A 17134-nucleotide genomic window follows, 5' to 3' on the forward strand; every position below is an offset into this window, starting at 1 on the left:
CTATGGGCGGCTTTCTTGATCCGTTTCTTGCTCAACTCTTTGGCCAGCAGGCTCAGGCGGCTCAGGCAGCGAAGGCCGCACCAGTCTCCCAGGTTCCCTTGGTTATGAATCCGAATTACAAGGCACCAGCGCCGGCTGTGATTATGCCGAATCCGAAGACTGTTCCACCTGTGAGTCTTCCCGGAAATCCAGCTGCATCCATCCCCAAGGGAGAGGATGGCCCAGTCACGCTTGAAGACATTCACGCAGCCGCTGTGAAGCTTGGGATCCTTGGCCAGGAAAGTGCTGAAGCCCCGAAGTTTGACATCAGTGATCTGATGGGAAAACGCGATGAAATGGCTGAAGTCATGAAGGCGATGCCTTATGATGTCAGGCCCCTCGCAAACCTTATGGACACAATTTACGGCACCAAATCTTCCCAGATGACTCCTGATATCCAGGCTGAGTTTCTGAATAAGATCAAAGCCGCTCAGGGCATCATGGGCGAAGGCGCTGCATTGCAGCAGGTCAAGGGCCAGGCACGTCTTGAGGAATTCAAACAAAAGCTTGGCCAAGCGCTTAACCCGGCAGACCAGGCTCTCGTTCTTGAGCGTCTTGGGAAAGCTCTTGGCAGAGCGCGAGGCGGCACCAGTGAAGGCATGGACTGGAAGCAAAAAGTCTATAACGACAAGGAATTTGACGAGAACGAAGAACGCGAATATCGCGCCGACAAGGACGATACGGACAAGCTCGAAAAGCTCCAAACTCAGTTCGAAAACCGTGATTCTGTCAAGAATTATAAGAAGTCGAAGGTCTCTGCGGACAAGCTGCGTGGCCTTGTTTATAAGCCCACAAGGACAGGTGTACCTGACTACGCTTCAATCATCCTTTTCATTAAAAACCTGGACCCAGAGTCAACGGTTATGTTTAACGAAGCCGCTTCTCTCGGAAAAGCTGAAGGTCTCTTTTCGAAGCTCAAGCAGATCCCGGATAACCTTGTCAACGGTACGACTCTTACCCCAGGCCAGATCAGGGATATGCTCAAGGCCATGGACATCATGGAAGATCAGTCCCGCAGGACATATCGTCAAGAGCGGTCATCCTACATTAAAAAGGGCCAGACCAACCGTCTTAGAAACCCGGAAGACGTTGTCCTTCCAACCGATGCGTCTGCGGCTGACAGAGAGCGCTATTACCTCTATTTGCATCCTGACGGTAAAAACAAGATTCGGATTCCAAGGTCTGATCGTACCAAGTTCGAAGACGAGAACCAGAAGATGCTGGACAGTGGAACCATGAGACGGCTCGGGATTGAAGAAAAGGATGAAGACTGATGCCAAATAAATGGGAAACCATTCCGCTTGAAAAAGAAGAAAAAGGCAAATGGGAAACCATTCCCTTGACTCCCGAGGAGCAGGCCCAGTATCAGCCAAGCGACCTCTCAGCCCTTGACGCCTATGTCGCTGGGGGTACGCAGGGCCTTTCTTCGCGCTTCGCAGATGAACTCGCGGCCAAGCTTGAATCGCTGATGGGCGATCAGTCCTATGATGAAGTCTATGCGAGAAAGCAAAAGGAGCTTGAGTATCTGAGGGCCATGTATCCTGCAGAAATGATGGCCTCAGAAGCTGCCGGGTCCATCGGTGGCTGGATGATTCCTGCAGGCCTTCTCGGCAAGCTCGGGCTCAAGAGCAAAATGGCTTATGACGGTATCCAAGGTGCTGTGACTGGACTTGGCGGCAGTGAGCAGCAATTGAAGGATGGCCTTGTGCAGCCGGCGATTGACACAGTTCAAGGTGCAGCCGAAGGCGTGATCGGTGGCCTTGCCGGTCGGCAAATCATCGCCCCTCTGGCCAAAGGAGCAGCCAAGCTCGCAGCACCGATTGTCAGGCCAGCGGTGGAATCTGCGAAGGCTGTCGCACAAAAAGGACTTGATGCAGCGCTGAAGTATTCGGCTCCGCTGCTCTTTAATGTTCCCTTGGAAGTCGCCGAGCGTGCCATGAAAAACCCCACGATCTATAAGGGATCCGTGGGCACGGCCGCCGATGTTGCTTCACAAAAGATCGCCCCGCTTGCCAACCGTGTGTCGGCTAAAATCGATGCAGACATGGCCGAAGCTACCGCGGCCCTGACCGATGATTTCGCAATGACTCCGGGGGAATTCACAGACAAGGCTCTTGAAAAGTTCAAGGCTGCCAAGCTCGTGACGACTGACCCAAAGACCGGAAAACTCTCCTGGCGTGATGCAGGAGCCAAGGCCGCATGGAAGGCTGAAAGCAAAGCTGCCCAGGATCTTGCCGGTGAGAAGGGCCACCTTACCCAGAAAGAGCTTCACGAGTTTTATGGGATGCTCAAAAAGAACACAAAGTACGGCGACAACGCCGATACCGCTGCCTCGGAAGCCTGGAAGGACATCCGAAAGGAAGTCAATAAAGAGCTTTTGAAAAACGACGATTACAAAAAGCCCATGCTCCGCGTCTGGTCTCAGACTGACGACATAGAGGATTTCCGCAAGGCTCTGAACCTTGTTCAAAGCGGCGATGATGCAGCCGGCCGTTACGCTGCTGATGCTGATAAAACCGCGAGAAAAGCTGCGGCGGTCTCCAAAAAGAAAGAAGAGGTTCCAGCCGATAAGGTCATCGATGCCTTTGCTGAAAAGTATGGGAACGCTGACGAGAGAAACCTTGTGGCGATCCTTAAGCGTGTGGCTGATGAAGCTGACCTCAAGGCTCAATGGCCTTCCAAAAGCAAGCTCCCAGGCTTAGGTACCATCAGTGGTGGAGCCGCAGCGCTGACGACTTTAAACCCATACCTTGCTGCCGCCGGCCTTGCTCGTGATATTGGTGGCCCACCTCTCTGGAAGGCAATGGCTACCAGGGCATCATCGGCTGCACCTTCATGGAATCTGAATCTGCCAGGGATGCCTTCACTGGCACCGGCTGCGGTTAACTTCGCGACCAATCCCATCCTTGGTGGCGATAACCCGTACGCGACCAAAGCACCTTAAAAGCAGCCTTTGACAACGCCAGGCTGTGTACTGTAAAACATACACATGCCGAACTTTTCATCATTACTCATACCTGCCGTGGCTTCAGTATCCTGAGGTTCACGGTTTTTTTTGAGCACAGGGGGAATGTCAATGGATATCATCCAGGCAATGTCGCGTCTCAATAAAGTCAACAAGGCAAGGGTATGGAAAACGATTAAGACTTCCCTCGATCGATATCCCGAGCATCTTGTGAGAGTCCACTCCGATAGCGCCCAGCGGGAAATCTGGTGTTCCAGAAGCTACCTCGTGCAGATCTTCCATTTGAACTCACAATGGGAATGCATTGCGATTATCCGAAATGCGTTTGACGGGCATTTTACCCGCTACCTTGATGGGATCACCTGGGATAAAATCCAGGAACTCAAAGCCCAGTGCGGCCGAGGTGAGTTTGAAGCAATGGAGCTTTTCCCGGCTGACGCTGATGTCCAGGACGTTTCGCATCGCTACATCTGGGTCAAAAGACGCGGATCACTCATAGAGGACATGCCCTTTGTGAAGCTCTCGGACCTTGATTTAATAACGATCAGACAGGCGGCTGCCCTTGCTCCCGCCGAGGAAACACCATGTTTACAACTGCAGCAGAAAAACGCTTGAAAGAACTCCAATCGCAGATGCACCTGAACCCAGGCGAACAGATCGAAGTTCGGTATCTTATTGAGCAGAAATATGCTTATGGAGTGCCGGCTGTGTCATCTGGCGGCTTGCAGTATCCACCCGGAGTAAGGGGAAATCCGATAGATGAGATAAAGGATAAGGCGTATCACGAACTAAAGCGGAAGATGGAAGGCCAGGGGCTGAAAGGCCCCTGAATTAGTGCGTTGCATCGTAGTTTGGGTTCTTCTTTTTCATGCCTGGAACGAGCTTGATATCTGGCTTGCCAGTGGGCGCATCTTCTTCAAGGCTGGCTTCAGGTATCGCATCACGAGCTTTATCAAAGCCGCGCTCATAGGTTCTAATGGTCCGGTCTGTGCTCCGGTCCCTTGATCCATCATTGAAAATTTCACGGTAGGTTTTACTCACGCCGCGAAGCTCCGCGACTTCCATGCTCAGCTCCATTACTCGATGCTTCAGGCTTCTGTTTTCAGCTTCAGATACGTCCAGCGATATTTTCAGGTTTTGCATATCGTCATCCTCAGTGGTGTTTTCAAAAACCCTGACTCTAAGGGTCATGTGAGCGAAAAGCTCCCGCTGCTTTTGATTCCATTTTGGGGTTTCTATCTCAGCAGCCATTCCTGTCGGGACTTTGTGATTGCAGCGGTTGGCAAGCTCTCTACGCACTATGTACGTCCTATTGTTTTCCTTGCGAATACTGCCGTCAAGCTCCAGAGAAACCAACGCTCTTTGGATAGTACGCACGCGAAAACCTGTCAACTGACGAATCTCACGCGATAAGGGAATTTTGAACTTTGCGGTATTTTGCTTATCCATAAACCAGAAAATATAGAACAGGCAGAACTGCTCCACGATATAAACCGGGGGCTTTTTCTTGGTCTTCAGCACTCCATCGCTGCTCACAGTTTCATCATCAACTACACCGAGCAGTTTCATGCACTGTTGGCGACAGTCGACTTTTGTAAAACGCACTATTGTGTTGGGTACGTAAGGTGATTTTGTTGCCATCTATGGCCTCTCAATCGATTTTTCGGGGTTTGCACAGATGTATCAGGTCAGGCTGAACTAAGTAAATCAGGGATTTTTTAAAATTAAAAAGGTGCCTAAATATGCCCATAAAATAGTATGAATTCGTGGGTGTTTTTACTCGACGGGTTCAAAAATTGCGTCTCCACCAGACGCTTTTGAAACCAAAAACGTCTCCACCAGACGCTTTTGGAAAAATAAAGGCAATGATTCCGAACCCTTCGGCATTTCCCTCTTGAATCTTGTATTCAATCGGGATCTCGGAGCCCAAAACCCTGGGGAAAAAAACTGGGATCTTGAAATCCCCAACCCCGAAATGCGAGAACCGGGAACAAAGCACAGGAGATTCCCAAACATGGTTTTTCAAACAAGGGCGAAGCCCGATGTCCGAGCGGATGTTTCAACAATGCTGATGGTGATTCAAACGAGAGAGGCGGAAATCCGGGAACTGAAAGACCGCCTTCACTCTGTTCTTCAGCATCGCGACGAGCTGATGCTTAGGATCGAAAGGCAGGAACTGGAGCTTCTTCACTTCCGCCAAGGTGTTTCAAAAATAAAGCCGGTTGTAAAACCCTTCCGGTCCTAGGGCTGTTCACCGAGAGGGCTTCAACTTCACGCGGAGTGCCGTAGGCTCCGCGCTCCACTCCCTTCGGTCGCTACACTTGGTCTTTGGGCGCATGGCGCAAGAAAACCTACGAACGTTGTCCCGGTTTCCTGCTTTTTCGGTTCTCACCGCGAAGCGGCAAAGGCGCACACACCAGCTATCTCGATGCCCACACGGTTTCTCGCGCCGTAGGCCACACCCACCCTGTCATTCTGGTTTTCCCTATCAAGAGCGGCTTCGGTTCCCGGATTTTTGCAGGCTCCCTTCAAGGGGGAGACTGCCACGGTCCCATGCATCATCGCAGATTTTTAAACCTGTCTAGGCCGAAGGCCTGCCTTCACTCGTGAGGTTTAGCGACATCACGCAAGTGAGGGAGCATACAGCTAAGTCATTCTTGCGGGAAATTTTCCAGCATGCGAAGCCACTCAGCTTGGGTGTCTGCTCCAAACTCCCGATGTTTGCAGGGCGTAATCCACTCAATGCACCTGTAGACCCTTTCCCTACTGAGAACCTTGGCCGTTCTTTCATCGAAACCCTTAAGCAGCAAGCGCTTCTCCTCAGCTTCAACCAAAGCGTTGACCGTTGCCTTGATGTGATCCGATGGCGTCTTGGGGTTAAATCGAAACCGAAAGCGGGACTGCAAAGTCGTGATGTTCAGCAATTTTTGAGGAGGGGTTTTAAAACCTTTTCTTATGTCCTGCACGTATGCAGGTAAGGGTTTGTGGATATCATTGGGTTTTTTGGGGGTACCCTGCATACGTGCAGTGTTGCTGATATCACTGCTTTTTTTCCTCCTGCTACCCTGCATACGTGCAGTGCTGGGGGTACCCTGCATACGTGCAGTGTTGCAACCCCTTCTCGGAGCTTTCAAGATTGGCGACATATCCCAATCATCTGGGTCGGTTGTGTGATAAATGTTGGAGGGTTTTGCGCCTTCAGTAAGCACAATTTTTTCGATTTCTACGATCTTTGCCTTCTCGATGAGCGGCAGATATTTTTTCAGAGTGTGAGCACTGAATTGGCTTTCGAGATACTCGCGTGTGATCAGAAAATCCTCGTCACTGCCGAGCAGAATGTAGATCAGTCGGAACAATGTGTCGTTTATCTTGCCCATTCGGTATGCCCGGTCCAAAGGATCAGGGATCGCTGTGAATGAGCGCTTTCTTTTGACAATGGCGGTAAGGTGATTCAGTCTGCGGCGATGTTTGGGACGTTTTTTGAACGGATAAACGTTGCTTTTTCCATCATTCATGATAGAAATTTCCTTGTGAGATTTAAGTTTTTTTGAGGGCCTAGAGCCCATGAAAGTCAAGGTTTTGACAGAACCTTGGCTTTTCTTTTTTTGGGCTAGCCCGCCTCTATGCTTTTATGTGCACTTCGTAATCAGCCGCTCATCTTATTCCCCCCGTATCCTTTACTGCGCTTGGCTTTGAGCCTGGGAGTGATCTAAATACCCCATCTTTTGGTGCAGGTATCCAGAATCACAGGCTTATTCACGATTGAAAAGTCATCCAAAAAACAGGTTATTACCTATCACATTATGACGCAACGTATGTGCACCAATGCTTACAGAGGTAAGGAACTGTATGGATTTTACATGGGGGATTTATGATCAGTCCCAATCCCCTTTTAATCGCAGTCCAGTTCATGTGTTGGGGCTTTGTAACACGCTGGACTACTTGCGCTCAATGGCCATCAAAGGGCAGGGGAAGCGGGGAGTTTACCGTCTGACGATGGCGCACATAATCGAGAACGCCAAAATGAAGCAGAGCCAGAGCCCTCCCACGAGCAGTGTGGGGCTCCAGATCCAAAACCACGGCACAGTATCGACTGGCTCCACAGCGCAGACCTTGAGGGCAAATAGCAGCGTCTGAAGCAGGAATAAAGCACCAAAGCCCATCGTTAACTCCACAGCCAGTTGATGACGTTTACGGTGATGATGAAGAAAAGCCCCGAGACTGCGAAGCGCATCTTGATTTCGTCTTTCAGGGGATTGCGGCAAAAACGCTCGTGATCGCGGAAATAGAGCGGCCATCGATTCTCAGGTTTCACTTTTCCCCCTTGGGCTGTCCTGCCCTCACCCATTTTTGATACACCGCCCAATTGGGACCTTGTCTGGTCATATGTCGTCTGTACATGTTCGTTGTGTCTGCTATGTGCTTGCCGGCGAACGGGCCGTGCTGGAGGATGTACTCCCCACGCGAAAAGTACTTTTTGAACGCCGAGATGATGGCTTCAGCTTCGCCGGACGTGAGATTAAGGCCATTGCCTTTGAACTTGTGTTTGTGGCTCAGAATGGCAATTTGAGCTTCAGAGGCTGCAGTCTGTGCTGCGTCCGGGTTTGATGCCGCTGCCTGATGAATAAGGGGAGCCAGACTGGCTATGCTCTTATGGTACTTCTCGGGAAACTTCTTTTCTGCGATCATCTGCGCCACGTTGGGCATCTGTCCATCAAGCATCAAATGGCATGCTTTTATGGCCTCCTGCGTCCAGTGGATCCGATCCGATGGAGCTCCATCCTCGATCAAATCAGCCAGGTCGCATTCAAGCTTCGCAACAGAGTCGAGTGGATTGCGGGCATCGAGAGCCTCACGTTGAATGCGGGTCCACTTTCCTGATTCGATACTCGGTGAGCTTCCGAAAACGTAGACATTGCACTCGGTCTTGCCGCGATAAAGCCGAAGCCCGCGGCCGATGCGCTGCAAATACGTTACAACGCTGCTCGTACCCCATGGCATGAAGATGGCGCCGATGTTCGGGATGTCGATTCCAGTCTCCAATTTACGGCAATTGACAAGCATCTCGATCTTGCCTTGTCTGCAGTCTTCGAACAATTGCCTGCAGTATTGCTCTGAGTCATCACCTGAGACGTAGGCCACGCGAATCTTGGCCTCTTCCGCGACGAGCCGCATCTCCTGCGCTTCCTGTTTTGATCTGAGGTAGACGACTGAAACAAAGCCCCGCGACATCTCCTTTTCCTGCCAGATCTTGATGACCCCGGCGAACCGTTCAGCCGGTTCCATGTGCTCCATGCAGAGCTGGAAAAGCTTCGGGGGAACGAGAAAACCCTGCGTTATAAGCTCTTTTGAGCTGATCGCATAGGCCACCGTTTCGAATTGGCTGAAGGAATATTGGTTCTTTCGGTAGGGTGTGGCACTGAAACCGATATAGAGCGCTTTCGGGAATAAATCCTCTGTGAGCGTCTCATAGCTGTCGGTTCCGAATTGATGCGCTTCATCGATCACCACAGCCTTCACTATTTTTCGCATTGGGTTTTCAGTCCAATACTTTCGTGCGCCCGATGATGTCATCGATTGAATTGTTGCGAAAACAACCTTGGTCCCCATCTTGGGTTTATTCCGAGCAGTAAAGCGCATGGCCTGCTTTCCATAGCGCCCATGCTCGGAATAGGAAAGGTGCAGCTGATCGATAACATCTGTGAGGTGACAGGTTACGACCACGCATTGATTGAAGGTGAGGCCATCGACAATTCTATCGATCACCATGGCTTCAACCAAAGATTTACCAGAGCCAGTGGGGAGGACAGCTCCCACTTTACGGTAAGTCTTCAGCGCTTCGGTGACCGCATCAACTGCCTGGATCTGGTAGGGCCTCGGTATCATAAAATTCAACTTCCCTGATCAGAATTGTTGCGGAAGGATGCGAAGCGCCATGCATTCGGGCAAAGGTCGCCCCACACACCATCTTGTCATTGACCAAAAACCTGGCTGCTTGAAGTCCATCCAGCACGGCTTTGGCCAGATTATCTATGTCAGCGAGCTTTTTGGTCTTGAAGCAAAAGAAGGCTTCGATCCAAAGATCCTGTGTCCAGGGCACATCGGGATTCTCGGACTTCAGCCATTTGCGGAATTCCTGCTGGTTCTTGAGCGGCTGATAAGCGTGACCCTTGGCAAACCTTGGACGCGATAAAGGATAAAGATGGCCCGGATAGGTTCCGAACCAAAGCACCTTGCCAGGCGAGGGGAGCTTCATCGTTTCTCTATTACCTCAACAGCCATGATCGCACCGATGCGGCGAGGCAGGCCAACGGCTTCCCATCCCTTGGGAAGGTGAATGCTGATGGGTTCGGCTTCTGGAAGCGGAAGCGTTCCGTCGTCGCCCTTCTTCTGACGCTCAAGCTGATCATGGCGGATGCCTTTACCAACCCACATGAAGCATTCTTCCAGAGCTGTCATCGCAAGAGATCGCTCACGGCTTGGCTCCAGGTGATGATCAATGCACGCTTCCAGCATCTTCGCATAACTCTTGATCTGACGGGACGCATGCTCGCTCAGGCCATCCCACGCAATAAAATCAAATCTGCTCATTTACCCATGCTCCTTTGAAAATCCTGCAGCATCGCTTGGGCGTCTGCCTCAGCTTCAGCCAGTGATGTGCGTGACGGGCCACGCTTTTTTGCTCGGTCACCATCGCGATCAATGATGAGTATCCCGCGCCAGCCTGTGGCCGTGTACTTGGCTGTTGCCTTCACTCGAACCTGGATTCTCGCGCTGCTCACAACTTCCACTTCTTCTTCCATGTGCTTCACTCCGCTGCGATCTTGAAGGCGTAAATAGGCTTCTTACAGAGGGAACATGAGACCGTTAAAACACCATCCTTGTAGCGGCACCATGTCGGTGTCCTTGGATGGCAAACGCTATGAACCCAGAAGTCTGGATTGATGTGAATGATGTTGCAGTCTGCGCTTCCGCATCGCTGGGGTTTATCTATGTCGGCCCTGGTCAGGACTGGCAGTTCAGTCATTGGAGCCCCCACAACTTGAACCTGAATCGCTGGAACTGGACCCACTGTCACAGCTCGAACTGTCCGACGACCAGCTTGCGCTTGCGCCGCCGCCCGAGAATTTGCCGCCACCGCCTTCATACTTCGGGGGAGCATAAACGCTCACCTCACCCAACCACGATGGGATCGTATCAGGCAGATCCGGGTATAGATCCTTCATGCATGTCAGCTTGATGTCATCGGCTTCATCGACGAAAATCACGCTGCACGTCTGGCCGCGAATTTCGGGCTTCAATGGGGGAGCCTTCGAAGTGTAGCGAACGCCCATGACATCGCGAGGCAACTCCGGCTTCGGCTTTCTCTTGAACTTCTGCTTCAGCCATGCGATCAGATTAAAAAGCATCATTGGTGCCCACCAGCTTGAACTTGCCGAACATTTGGTATTTGCTGTTCGCGGGTTTCCAGGGAGTCGTCTTGAAGATCTTCGATTGAAGATCAAAGCTGCGAACGTCCTTCGAATCCCTGGCTCCAGTCAGAATCTCAAGCAAAGCCGTGGTGTCTTTCCTGGGTGCGCTTCCGTCTTTTTTCATGCGGTAAAAGTAAAGATTGATCATCTCGCCGATGTGCTCGCCGTCCACAATCCGGCATTCAAGGCGAAAGCAGTTGTCGTGCTCGTCCTTTTTAAACACGGCCTCAACGCAAAGGGTAACTTCAGTGTCAACGGGCAGTTCGGTAACGAAAGTTTGTGGACGTTTTGTCATTTGCGGACGGTCTCCAGGCATCTCATTATTGATTCTTCAGTCATCTCGAAATTGCCACGCAGCATCTCGGCCGAGATCTTGCGAAGGACTTCCTTGTCGGTGACGCCCATGGGTTCCAGGGTTCTTGCGAGCCAGGCCTTGTTTGCGGAAGACTCGTCATACTTCGGCATCAAAAGCTCAGCGTCATAATCGCCATCGAGCGCTATGCCCAGGATCGAAGCGTATGCGTAGCGGCGGTTATAGCTTATGAGCGAAGACATCTCTTTGGGATCATCAGCTTTCGGGAGCCCGGTTTGCTTGTCGACCTTGGGAGGTGGAAGCACTGAGGAGAGCGTACTCAGGACGTATTCACCGCTATCGTGGAGCAGCATTGTCTCAACCGTGACCTTACGATCCTGAGTTGATGGGAACTGCAGCACAGTCAGCCCATGCCTGGCCAGCACGGGTTTGGTATTGAAGATGATGTTGCTCAGTGATGCGTATTCAAAGAACACTCCCTGAAAGCTCACCTTCTTATCGAGGGAAATAGTGGGCATCTCCGACTGAGCTTTTGATAGAGCTTTCGCAAGCTCAACAAGGCTCCCAGACACTGGGGTAAGCATTAAAATTTCTCTTGTGTTGTGGTTATGGTGACAACTATGCTGACACCTCAATCAAAAATCAAGAGCTTAAAATTCATGATTATCAGCACCTTCGACGACTTGCGGGCAGAGCTTGCAGCGACTGATGGACTTATGTTTCTGGCTCCTGTGGCAGAAGATGTTTACCGCGCTCATGGTGCCTTAAGTCAATCAGAGATTAAAGTTGTAGCGGAAAAATCACCTGCACATCTTCGGCACCAAAGGCGCACGCTGCGTGCTCCCTCGGAAGCCATGAAGCTCGGAACTGCAGCCCACAAGATGATCCTGGAGCCTGACGATTTCGACTCGTGCTACGCTTTTGCTCCTGAATGTCACAAGCGAAGCAAAGACGAGAAAGCCGTGTGGGAAGCGGCAAAGGCCGAAGCCAAGGCAAGCAAAAAGAAACTCATCACGAAGGAAGACCATGCTGCGGCTACTGCTATGCGCGATTCCATCTTTTCAAACGAGCGAGTGGGAAGCCTTCTCCGAGGAGGAGTCGCAGAACGCGCGTGTTTCGGAAATTTGCTGGGACTTCATGGAAAGGCACTCCTTGATTATTACCATCCGAACGACCACGCGATCGTCGATCTCAAATCTACTAAATCTGCCAGTCTTAAACAGTTTGAACGTGACGTGCGAACTTACCGCTATCATTGGCAAGCCGCCTGGTACACCGACCTCGTGAAGTCGATCACCGGCAAAGCCCCCACGTTTCAGATCGTGGCCGTTGAAAATGTTGAGCCCTACTGCGCGGCGATATTTGAAATCAAGTTTGATCTTCTCGCCATTGCGCGATGGGAGATCCAGCAGACCGTGGATCTGATCAAAAGGTGCATGGACACTGGCGTCTGGCCTGGATACCCCACTGAAGTCAATCAGCTTGGTGCCTATAAATCCGAGTGGGAAGCCTATAAACGTTCGATGCAGGAGTCAGCATGAGGGAGTTTCTGGAGGATCATTGGATTGCTATCGTGTTCGTCTTATTGAACGGGGTCGGCTTTGTGTGGGCCATAAACGAAGGCGAAAGAGTTCGGACTCAGAAGCAAAAATTCTGTTACGCGAAGATGCAAACATTTGAAGACTTTGAAAGGTGCACGAAATGAGCAAGAAACTGGCAGAAGTGGAAAAAGAACTGATCCAAAGAGTCCTCGATGAAAACAACGGTAATCGCGTGGCGGCCGCCAAGGTGCTCGGCATCAGCAAGTTCTCTCTCGCTCGCCGCTGCAAAAAGTACGGCATCCCGAATGGAAAGCCTGGCCGTCCAATAGTCCCAGACCTGGCGGCGGCAGGATGAAACTCCTTCTGCTCCTGGCTTTCGCTCTAATTGGCTGCCGACAGCCGATGCCTGTATCACCTCAACCACCTGTAGAACAGGTATTACCTGTGCAACAGTATTACCCGTACAAACAGTGGGAAGACGACGATGACGATGATCTTGATTTTGGGTGGACCAAAAAGCGGAAAAAGCACGACAGCGAAAGCGCTTGGAAAAAAACACGGTATCACTCCGAGACATTTCGACGACCTCCTCCCAAACCGCGAGTGGTCAGAAGTTTCCGATCTGGCAGCCGCCGAACTCGATGAACCGGCTCCCTGGATTAAGGAAGGCGTGGCAGGTGCGCGTGCCCTTCGCAAATGGCTGAAGCTCAATCCAGGCAAGGTGCCGCCGTTCGAAATCAAGATCCTCAAGGAAACCCATGGCGAGCTGGGGATGGGGCAGAAGATCATGCACAAGGGAACTCATACGATCATTCGTGAGTGCATGCTTGAAGTGGAGAAGCGAAAGAATGCGAATAAGTGAAGCGATGGAAAAGCTCAAGGCGATCCTTGAGGAATGCGGCGATATCAATCTTGTTGTTGTTGAGCATCACGAAGACCATTGGGCAATAGTGGATCAGATCGATATTGACCCTATAGTGCTAGGCCCCCCGAAAGAACTGGTCGCAGGTATCGTGAATCTCGAAATCCAATTCATCGGAAATCCTGAACCCTACTTAAAGCTTGTCAAAGGAGAGCCTGATGGAAACGTTTAAAACTCTGGCCGATGTTGAAAGAGAGCACATTCTCCATACCCTTCAGACTCTCAAGGGCAACAGGACCCAGACCGCAAGGGCTCTTAAGATCGCCCTCCGTACGCTTCAGCGTAAGCTTCTGGCCTACGGCCTTACCCCAGGCGTATGCCTCGATGAATATCAGATGGGAAAGCAGGTCTACTGCAAGGAGACAGGCCGGACATATCCATCCCTCACTGCAGCTGCAAACGACACTGGCCTTAATCTGGCTCAGGTATCCATCGCTGCACGCTATGAGACTTCCATCAAGGGTTTGACGTTCAAACGAGTCGTGTGACTCAAATATTTTGAGGTTTCGAGTGAAAGAATTTTTTATGGGTCTTATCGTCAAGTGGATTCTCTCTGAAGTCGCTCAAGGGGGAGCCGAAAAGCTCGCTCAAAAGCTCAAAGAGATTGCCATTCCCTGGATCGACACCCAGCGTGATGAGCTGATTGCACGTCTCAAGCGGGAAGCTGCCTTGACGAGCACACCCATCGATGACGCTGTTGTTCGGGCGGTGGAGCTTTTTTTGGGTCAGTTGATCCCTGATGTGCTGAAGAAAAAGTAAAAAAGAACCGGGCGCTGGAATACCAGCCCCGGCTGTCCCGAATCAATTTGAGAAGTCAGCCTATTGGTTACTTTCTGGGATATTTTCCCAGAGCTTTTGCTATCAATATTGCCATCTCGACACCAAACCAGGAGCATAGAACTGCACCCACTACGGCGACATGAGGGCGCTCTCTCGCGTAGTCATCAAAGATCAGAAAATATCCGAGAAATATGACGAAAAATCCCGCCATATCCTGGTATTTCTCTGGGATCTTATCGCGCATTTCCACGATATCTTCCCTGAGCCAGGCGATTTCACGCTTGACCTTTCCTTTGAAGCTCAGCTTTATTCGCTCTGACATGCGAGTATCTCCGTTCCGCAGACATCCCTATACCTGCAGCTTTCTGCCCCGAACAGGCCGGATGTTACACAGACCTTCGTCTCAACGCACGATGTTTTATAGATGCACGATGGCGGACGCATATCGGTCGTGGTATCCCCGCCGTATTCGCTGGCATATAGCATGTAGTTGAATCTGTCGTCTATGTCGAGCTGCAGGAGTTCGATCTCATTTTTGAGAGACGCTTTCTTTTCTTCCAGCACTTTCACGTAGCCGTTGGCTGCCACGCCCGTCAGCGTTGCAAGAGCGAAAGCCAGACGGCCATGGGGCAGACCTTGGGTTTGACTAAGAAGCTTTGCCGCATATGCTGCAGCCGCGCCAAGCGATCCGATCCCTGCGTTTTTTGTCAACCAGATCATATCGTCATAAAATAGATATTCAGATTTCATATCGGCCAGCATCTTTTCGTCATCAAGTACATCACGCTTTGCATCGTTTCCAGGGTTAGATGTCTCATTCATGGAATCGACCGTTTGCTGCATGACGAGCGCATTGGCTGCGTATGCTTCCACGAGGTTATCAACCGTGATCTTGATAGTCGGATCCACTGGCACATCGGCATCCAGGAATACCAGCGATTTTGTGCCGTCAGGCTTCAATTCATAGGTAAAATGGGGGGAATCTGTCGGTAAAAAAAGGTGGGACGTGAAGTCAGGCCTCTCAGCATAGGCGGGACGCAATGCGGCTGTGAGTAGTGCTGCAGCAACAGCGAGCTTTATCATTTCCATCTCCTTTGTGTGTTTCCACTCGGAGATGTACAGCCCGCGCATCATGAGATCAAGCCTTTTCAGGTGCGTGATTATGCTCAGCCAACCTTCTCAGGTTTTGCCTTATCCGCTTTGAGGAGTCTGCATACCGTGGCAGGTGAGATGAGTTCATCATGCTCACGCGAGGCTATCTTGGAAATCTCGCGGATCGTGTGGCCCTTGGCTTTGAGTTCCCTGAGCCTTGGCAAAGCTATCTCCCAGAGTGGATTGCGAGCCTTTGCGCCATGCTTCCAGGTCCCACGTTCCCGGGCTATCTCGAACCCCCACTTGAGGCCCTTTTCTTTTCGATCCTTGATCTTTTGAATCATTCGGCGCGATATCGCTTGAGCTTCAAGGCTCGCAGAGAAAGCTTTCATGGTGGCCATCATTTGCTCCATGGGCTCAAGCGTATTCAGGGCTCCGTCATCCGTCACATGCAGCGTGACATTGCGCTCCTTGGCAGCTTCCACGATGTAGCCGAGGGCAAATGGGCCAAGCCTTGTGAGCCGATCGATCGTCACACCATAGATGATGGAATGCTCAGGCAGGTTCGTGATGAGATCAAGCAGAAGTTTAAAGGGATCACTGCCCGATTTCTTCTCGCAGACGATCTGATCAGGCTCCCCTGGCCATAGCCTTCGAAGCTCTGCAAGCTGAGATGCATACTCCACTTCCTCAGCCATCTTCTCTGCGCCTGGCTTTCTACGCTTGTCCGCAGATAGCCTGACGTAGAAGACTTTCAGCCCCTTCGCTTCAGAGCCTGCCTTCCTTGCCTTTGTTGTCTTCTTTGGTAGCATAAGCACGGCGTTTCTCCTTTGGTCTGATTGAGCGAATGAGGGGAAGCAGCTTTGCTCGATCTATCTTTCTTGATGTCCTCAGATCAATCCCGCCCCTTGGCGTCTCATGGATCCCCTGGCGTTTGCATGCTGCGATGAAATCCTTATAGTCGTCACATCCCTCAGCGATTGCCTTCCATCTCGGATCGTGCTCGATATAGTGCGCTACTGCATAGGTTTCGAAGTTCCCCATCATCTTTTCAAGATCAGCCTTGAGCGCTGCCAGTGCGAATCTGCAGATGTCTTCAGCCGACTGATTCCACATCTCACAGATCAGCTGGGATTCTGGATCAAGCGTAAAGGTCACGCGCCAGCCTGAGTTTCTTGATTGCGTGAGTGTCATGACTCTCCACCATTTGTTATTTCGCGGCCGTATCCGATGCCTGCTTGCAGGCGAACACCATGCCTACCATGTTGGTCTTGGAATACGAAGACCCGGCACCAAAGCCGGCAGCATAGCCATCGCCTTTTTCCACTGAATTTTCGTTGTTCTCTTTCACATCGTAGCCATTAGGGCAAGCCTTGCTGGCCATTTTATAGCAGCCTACTTTCGTACTGTCGCACGATACGACAAAGCCCTTGGTGCCATCGGGCAAAACGATTGGAGCCAGTGTCCTGCAGGCACCAGTCAGAGCCACGAGTAGGGTAAGTCCGAGCATAGGTTTTGACATCACGCAGATTCTCCAGTGTTTCAGTTACTGTCCTTTGTTTCCGTCATATGTATCGGCAGATCGGTTAATAAACTGAAACAAAATTTACAAAGGAAAGGCGAGTAAATCTGCGTGCCCCAAGTATTGAAAATGGAAGGACTTTACCCGCCCCGGACTCACCTAAGCCCGAGGAATATCTACATCTTTTATAGCGAAAGCGCCAGGTTTATTGGCAGTTGAGGTTCCCAAAGGCATCCGATCGGCAGCTTTGAATGACCATCCCCCTAGCATCACGGCACACGTATTCGCTCATCTCCTGGCGGCAGGTTTTGATCACGAGCCCACGCCCATCCCGGCAGACAAAATCCCCCATTTCCATGCGGCACTGCATCTGTGCTGAGGCTTCAGAAGAGACGAGAAGTAGAATGATTGAAAGGGCTCTGATCATTGGATTCTCCCTTGTTTCTTGTTCATCCCCTTATCGGCAGAAACGGCCTGTTTTTTAACCC

The 17134-nt window shown here is 51.1% G+C and carries 26 protein-coding genes; 10 read left to right on the top strand and 16 right to left on the bottom strand.

The features are described from left to right. Nucleotides 1–2 precede the first annotated feature (2 nt). The 3 genes from VE954_RS43160 to VE954_RS43170 all read left to right on the top strand — a co-directional run bounded on the left by VE954_RS43160 (nt 3) and on the right by VE954_RS43170 (nt 3619). Entirely contained in the window at nt 3–1313 is a 1311-nt protein-coding gene (locus VE954_RS43160) for a hypothetical protein (protein ID WP_324964956.1), read from the top strand. Further along, a complete protein-coding gene (locus VE954_RS43165; RefSeq protein WP_324964959.1) occupies nt 1313–2983 on the top strand; it encodes a hypothetical protein in 1671 nt (556 codons plus the stop codon). The genes VE954_RS43160 and VE954_RS43165 overlap by 1 nt, the downstream gene beginning before the upstream one ends. A gap of 132 nt (nt 2984–3115) precedes the next feature. Next, nucleotides 3116–3619, top strand: a complete 504-nt coding sequence (locus VE954_RS43170) for a DUF7694 domain-containing protein (protein ID WP_324964961.1) — start codon at nt 3116–3118, stop codon at nt 3617–3619. 216 nt (nt 3620–3835) lie between these two features. Here the strand turns inward: VE954_RS43170 and VE954_RS43175 are convergent, their stop codons facing one another. Next, nucleotides 3836–4645, bottom strand: coding sequence for a hypothetical protein (locus tag VE954_RS43175; RefSeq protein WP_324964963.1), 810 nt, complete (start codon nt 4643–4645; stop codon nt 3836–3838). A gap of 373 nt (nt 4646–5018) precedes the next feature. Here VE954_RS43175 and VE954_RS43180 point away from each other — a divergent pair, with 373 nt between their 5' ends. Continuing rightward, a complete protein-coding gene (locus VE954_RS43180) occupies nt 5019–5249 on the top strand; it encodes a hypothetical protein (protein ID WP_324964964.1) in 231 nt (76 codons plus the stop codon). Between the two features lie 406 nt (nt 5250–5655). Here the strand turns inward: VE954_RS43180 and VE954_RS43185 are convergent, their stop codons facing one another. The 9 genes from VE954_RS43185 to VE954_RS43225 all read right to left on the bottom strand — a co-directional run bounded on the left by VE954_RS43185 (nt 5656) and on the right by VE954_RS43225 (nt 11373). After that, nucleotides 5656–6519: a hypothetical protein gene (locus VE954_RS43185; protein WP_324964966.1), complete on the bottom strand. Its 864-nt coding sequence runs from the start codon at nt 6517–6519 to the stop codon at nt 5656–5658. Between the two features lie 650 nt (nt 6520–7169). After that, a complete protein-coding gene (locus VE954_RS43190) occupies nt 7170–7319 on the bottom strand; it encodes a hypothetical protein (RefSeq protein WP_324964968.1) in 150 nt (49 codons plus the stop codon). Next, a complete protein-coding gene (locus tag VE954_RS43195; protein WP_324964970.1) occupies nt 7316–8890 on the bottom strand; it encodes a DEAD/DEAH box helicase in 1575 nt (524 codons plus the stop codon). The genes VE954_RS43190 and VE954_RS43195 overlap by 4 nt, the downstream gene beginning before the upstream one ends. Then, the gene (locus tag VE954_RS43200) at nt 8856–9260 is read right to left on the bottom strand and encodes a RusA family crossover junction endodeoxyribonuclease (protein WP_324964972.1); all 405 of its coding nucleotides are present in this window, start codon (nt 9258–9260) and stop codon (nt 8856–8858) included. The genes VE954_RS43195 and VE954_RS43200 overlap by 35 nt, the downstream gene beginning before the upstream one ends. Continuing rightward, entirely contained in the window at nt 9257–9595 is a 339-nt protein-coding gene (locus VE954_RS43205; RefSeq protein WP_324964974.1) for a DUF7681 family protein, read from the bottom strand. Before VE954_RS43205 ends, VE954_RS43200 begins: the two co-directional genes overlap by 4 nt. Further along, a complete protein-coding gene (locus tag VE954_RS43210) occupies nt 9592–9807 on the bottom strand; it encodes a hypothetical protein (protein ID WP_324964976.1) in 216 nt (71 codons plus the stop codon). Before VE954_RS43210 ends, VE954_RS43205 begins: the two co-directional genes overlap by 4 nt. Before the next feature lie 216 nt (nt 9808–10023). Beyond that, nucleotides 10024–10416 (bottom strand): hypothetical protein, encoded by a 393-nt coding sequence (locus VE954_RS43215; RefSeq protein WP_324964978.1) that lies wholly within the window; start codon nt 10414–10416, stop codon nt 10024–10026. After that, nucleotides 10403–10771: a hypothetical protein gene (locus VE954_RS43220; protein ID WP_324964980.1), complete on the bottom strand. Its 369-nt coding sequence runs from the start codon at nt 10769–10771 to the stop codon at nt 10403–10405. The genes VE954_RS43215 and VE954_RS43220 overlap by 14 nt, the downstream gene beginning before the upstream one ends. Next, nucleotides 10768–11373: an ERF family protein gene (locus VE954_RS43225; protein WP_324964982.1), complete on the bottom strand. Its 606-nt coding sequence runs from the start codon at nt 11371–11373 to the stop codon at nt 10768–10770. The genes VE954_RS43220 and VE954_RS43225 overlap by 4 nt, the downstream gene beginning before the upstream one ends. Nucleotides 11374–11409: 36 nt before the next feature. Here VE954_RS43225 and VE954_RS43230 point away from each other — a divergent pair, with 36 nt between their 5' ends. The 6 genes from VE954_RS43230 (at nt 11410) to VE954_RS43255 (ending at nt 14011) form a co-directional block, all read left to right on the top strand. Next, nucleotides 11410–12330, top strand: coding sequence for a PD-(D/E)XK nuclease-like domain-containing protein (locus VE954_RS43230; RefSeq protein WP_324964984.1), 921 nt, complete (start codon nt 11410–11412; stop codon nt 12328–12330). Nucleotides 12331–12490: 160 nt separating this feature from the next. After that, nucleotides 12491–12685 (top strand): helix-turn-helix domain-containing protein, encoded by a 195-nt coding sequence (locus VE954_RS43235; protein ID WP_324964986.1) that lies wholly within the window; start codon nt 12491–12493, stop codon nt 12683–12685. Nucleotides 12686–12814: 129 nt separating this feature from the next. Beyond that, nucleotides 12815–13192, top strand: a complete 378-nt coding sequence (locus tag VE954_RS43240; RefSeq protein ID WP_324964988.1) for a hypothetical protein — start codon at nt 12815–12817, stop codon at nt 13190–13192. Beyond that, nucleotides 13179–13424, top strand: coding sequence for a hypothetical protein (locus VE954_RS43245; RefSeq protein ID WP_324964990.1), 246 nt, complete (start codon nt 13179–13181; stop codon nt 13422–13424). Before VE954_RS43240 ends, VE954_RS43245 begins: the two co-directional genes overlap by 14 nt. Continuing rightward, a complete protein-coding gene (locus VE954_RS43250) occupies nt 13411–13740 on the top strand; it encodes a helix-turn-helix domain-containing protein (RefSeq protein ID WP_324964992.1) in 330 nt (109 codons plus the stop codon). Before VE954_RS43245 ends, VE954_RS43250 begins: the two co-directional genes overlap by 14 nt. A gap of 22 nt (nt 13741–13762) precedes the next feature. Further along, complete coding sequence (locus tag VE954_RS43255) at nt 13763–14011, top strand: hypothetical protein (protein WP_324964994.1); 249 nt, start codon at nt 13763–13765, stop codon at nt 14009–14011. A 67-nt stretch (nt 14012–14078) separates the two neighbouring features. Here VE954_RS43255 and VE954_RS43260 read toward each other — a convergent pair whose 3' ends face one another. The 6 genes from VE954_RS43260 to VE954_RS43285 all read right to left on the bottom strand — a co-directional run bounded on the left by VE954_RS43260 (nt 14079) and on the right by VE954_RS43285 (nt 17073). Next, complete coding sequence (locus tag VE954_RS43260) at nt 14079–14354, bottom strand: hypothetical protein (protein ID WP_324964996.1); 276 nt, start codon at nt 14352–14354, stop codon at nt 14079–14081. Then, nucleotides 14339–15115 carry a hypothetical protein gene (locus VE954_RS43265; RefSeq protein ID WP_324964998.1) on the bottom strand — a complete coding sequence of 259 codons (777 nt, stop codon included), beginning with the start codon at nt 15113–15115 and terminating at the stop codon, nt 14339–14341. The genes VE954_RS43260 and VE954_RS43265 overlap by 16 nt, the downstream gene beginning before the upstream one ends. 83 nt (nt 15116–15198) lie before the next feature. Beyond that, nucleotides 15199–15936 carry a recombinase family protein gene (locus tag VE954_RS43270; protein WP_324965070.1) on the bottom strand — a complete coding sequence of 246 codons (738 nt, stop codon included), beginning with the start codon at nt 15934–15936 and terminating at the stop codon, nt 15199–15201. Next, complete coding sequence (locus VE954_RS43275) at nt 15893–16318, bottom strand: hypothetical protein (RefSeq protein ID WP_324965000.1); 426 nt, start codon at nt 16316–16318, stop codon at nt 15893–15895. Before VE954_RS43275 ends, VE954_RS43270 begins: the two co-directional genes overlap by 44 nt. Before the next feature lie 16 nt (nt 16319–16334). Continuing rightward, complete coding sequence (locus VE954_RS43280; protein ID WP_324965002.1) at nt 16335–16646, bottom strand: hypothetical protein; 312 nt, start codon at nt 16644–16646, stop codon at nt 16335–16337. Nucleotides 16647–16851: 205 nt separating this feature from the next. Then, a complete protein-coding gene (locus tag VE954_RS43285) occupies nt 16852–17073 on the bottom strand; it encodes a hypothetical protein (protein ID WP_324965004.1) in 222 nt (73 codons plus the stop codon). Between the last annotated feature and the right edge of the window lie 61 nt (nt 17074–17134).

The sequence above is a fragment of the Oligoflexus sp. genome (assembly GCF_035638955.1).
In the GTDB taxonomy this organism is placed as follows: Bacteria; Bdellovibrionota_B; Oligoflexia; order Oligoflexales; family Oligoflexaceae; genus Oligoflexus.

Bases quoted from the DNA above. Each gene is read 5' to 3' on its own strand.
- VE954_RS43180 (WP_324964964.1), top strand. From the start codon at position 5,019: ATGGTTTTTCAAACAAGGGCGAAGCCCGATGTCCGAGCGGATGTTTCA.
- VE954_RS43165 (WP_324964959.1), top strand. From the start codon at position 1,313: ATGCCAAATAAATGGGAAACCATTCCGCTTGAAAAAGAAGAAAAAGGC.
- VE954_RS43205 (WP_324964974.1), bottom strand. From the start codon at position 9,595: ATGAGCAGATTTGATTTTATTGCGTGGGATGGCCTGAGCGAGCATGCG.
- VE954_RS43210 (WP_324964976.1), bottom strand. From the start codon at position 9,807: ATGGAAGAAGAAGTGGAAGTTGTGAGCAGCGCGAGAATCCAGGTTCGA.
- VE954_RS43260 (WP_324964996.1), bottom strand. From the start codon at position 14,354: ATGTCAGAGCGAATAAAGCTGAGCTTCAAAGGAAAGGTCAAGCGTGAA.
- VE954_RS43230 (WP_324964984.1), top strand. From the start codon at position 11,410: ATGCTGACACCTCAATCAAAAATCAAGAGCTTAAAATTCATGATTATC.
- VE954_RS43285 (WP_324965004.1), bottom strand. From the start codon at position 17,073: ATGATCAGAGCCCTTTCAATCATTCTACTTCTCGTCTCTTCTGAAGCC.
- VE954_RS43240 (WP_324964988.1), top strand. From the start codon at position 12,815: ATGACGATGATCTTGATTTTGGGTGGACCAAAAAGCGGAAAAAGCACG.
- VE954_RS43225 (WP_324964982.1), bottom strand. From the start codon at position 11,373: ATGCTTACCCCAGTGTCTGGGAGCCTTGTTGAGCTTGCGAAAGCTCTA.
- VE954_RS43250 (WP_324964992.1), top strand. From the start codon at position 13,411: ATGGAAACGTTTAAAACTCTGGCCGATGTTGAAAGAGAGCACATTCTC.
- VE954_RS43170 (WP_324964961.1), top strand. From the start codon at position 3,116: ATGGATATCATCCAGGCAATGTCGCGTCTCAATAAAGTCAACAAGGCA.
- VE954_RS43220 (WP_324964980.1), bottom strand. From the start codon at position 10,771: ATGACAAAACGTCCACAAACTTTCGTTACCGAACTGCCCGTTGACACT.
- VE954_RS43160 (WP_324964956.1), top strand. From the start codon at position 3: ATGGGCGGCTTTCTTGATCCGTTTCTTGCTCAACTCTTTGGCCAGCAG.
- VE954_RS43270 (WP_324965070.1), bottom strand. From the start codon at position 15,936: ATGCTACCAAAGAAGACAACAAAGGCAAGGAAGGCAGGCTCTGAAGCG.
- VE954_RS43185 (WP_324964966.1), bottom strand. From the start codon at position 6,519: ATGAATGATGGAAAAAGCAACGTTTATCCGTTCAAAAAACGTCCCAAA.
- VE954_RS43265 (WP_324964998.1), bottom strand. From the start codon at position 15,115: ATGATAAAGCTCGCTGTTGCTGCAGCACTACTCACAGCCGCATTGCGT.
- VE954_RS43200 (WP_324964972.1), bottom strand. From the start codon at position 9,260: ATGAAGCTCCCCTCGCCTGGCAAGGTGCTTTGGTTCGGAACCTATCCG.
- VE954_RS43175 (WP_324964963.1), bottom strand. From the start codon at position 4,645: ATGGCAACAAAATCACCTTACGTACCCAACACAATAGTGCGTTTTACA.
- VE954_RS43280 (WP_324965002.1), bottom strand. From the start codon at position 16,646: ATGTCAAAACCTATGCTCGGACTTACCCTACTCGTGGCTCTGACTGGT.
- VE954_RS43195 (WP_324964970.1), bottom strand. From the start codon at position 8,890: ATGATACCGAGGCCCTACCAGATCCAGGCAGTTGATGCGGTCACCGAA.
- VE954_RS43215 (WP_324964978.1), bottom strand. From the start codon at position 10,416: ATGATGCTTTTTAATCTGATCGCATGGCTGAAGCAGAAGTTCAAGAGA.
- VE954_RS43275 (WP_324965000.1), bottom strand. From the start codon at position 16,318: ATGACACTCACGCAATCAAGAAACTCAGGCTGGCGCGTGACCTTTACG.
- VE954_RS43245 (WP_324964990.1), top strand. From the start codon at position 13,179: ATGCGAATAAGTGAAGCGATGGAAAAGCTCAAGGCGATCCTTGAGGAA.
- VE954_RS43235 (WP_324964986.1), top strand. From the start codon at position 12,491: ATGAGCAAGAAACTGGCAGAAGTGGAAAAAGAACTGATCCAAAGAGTC.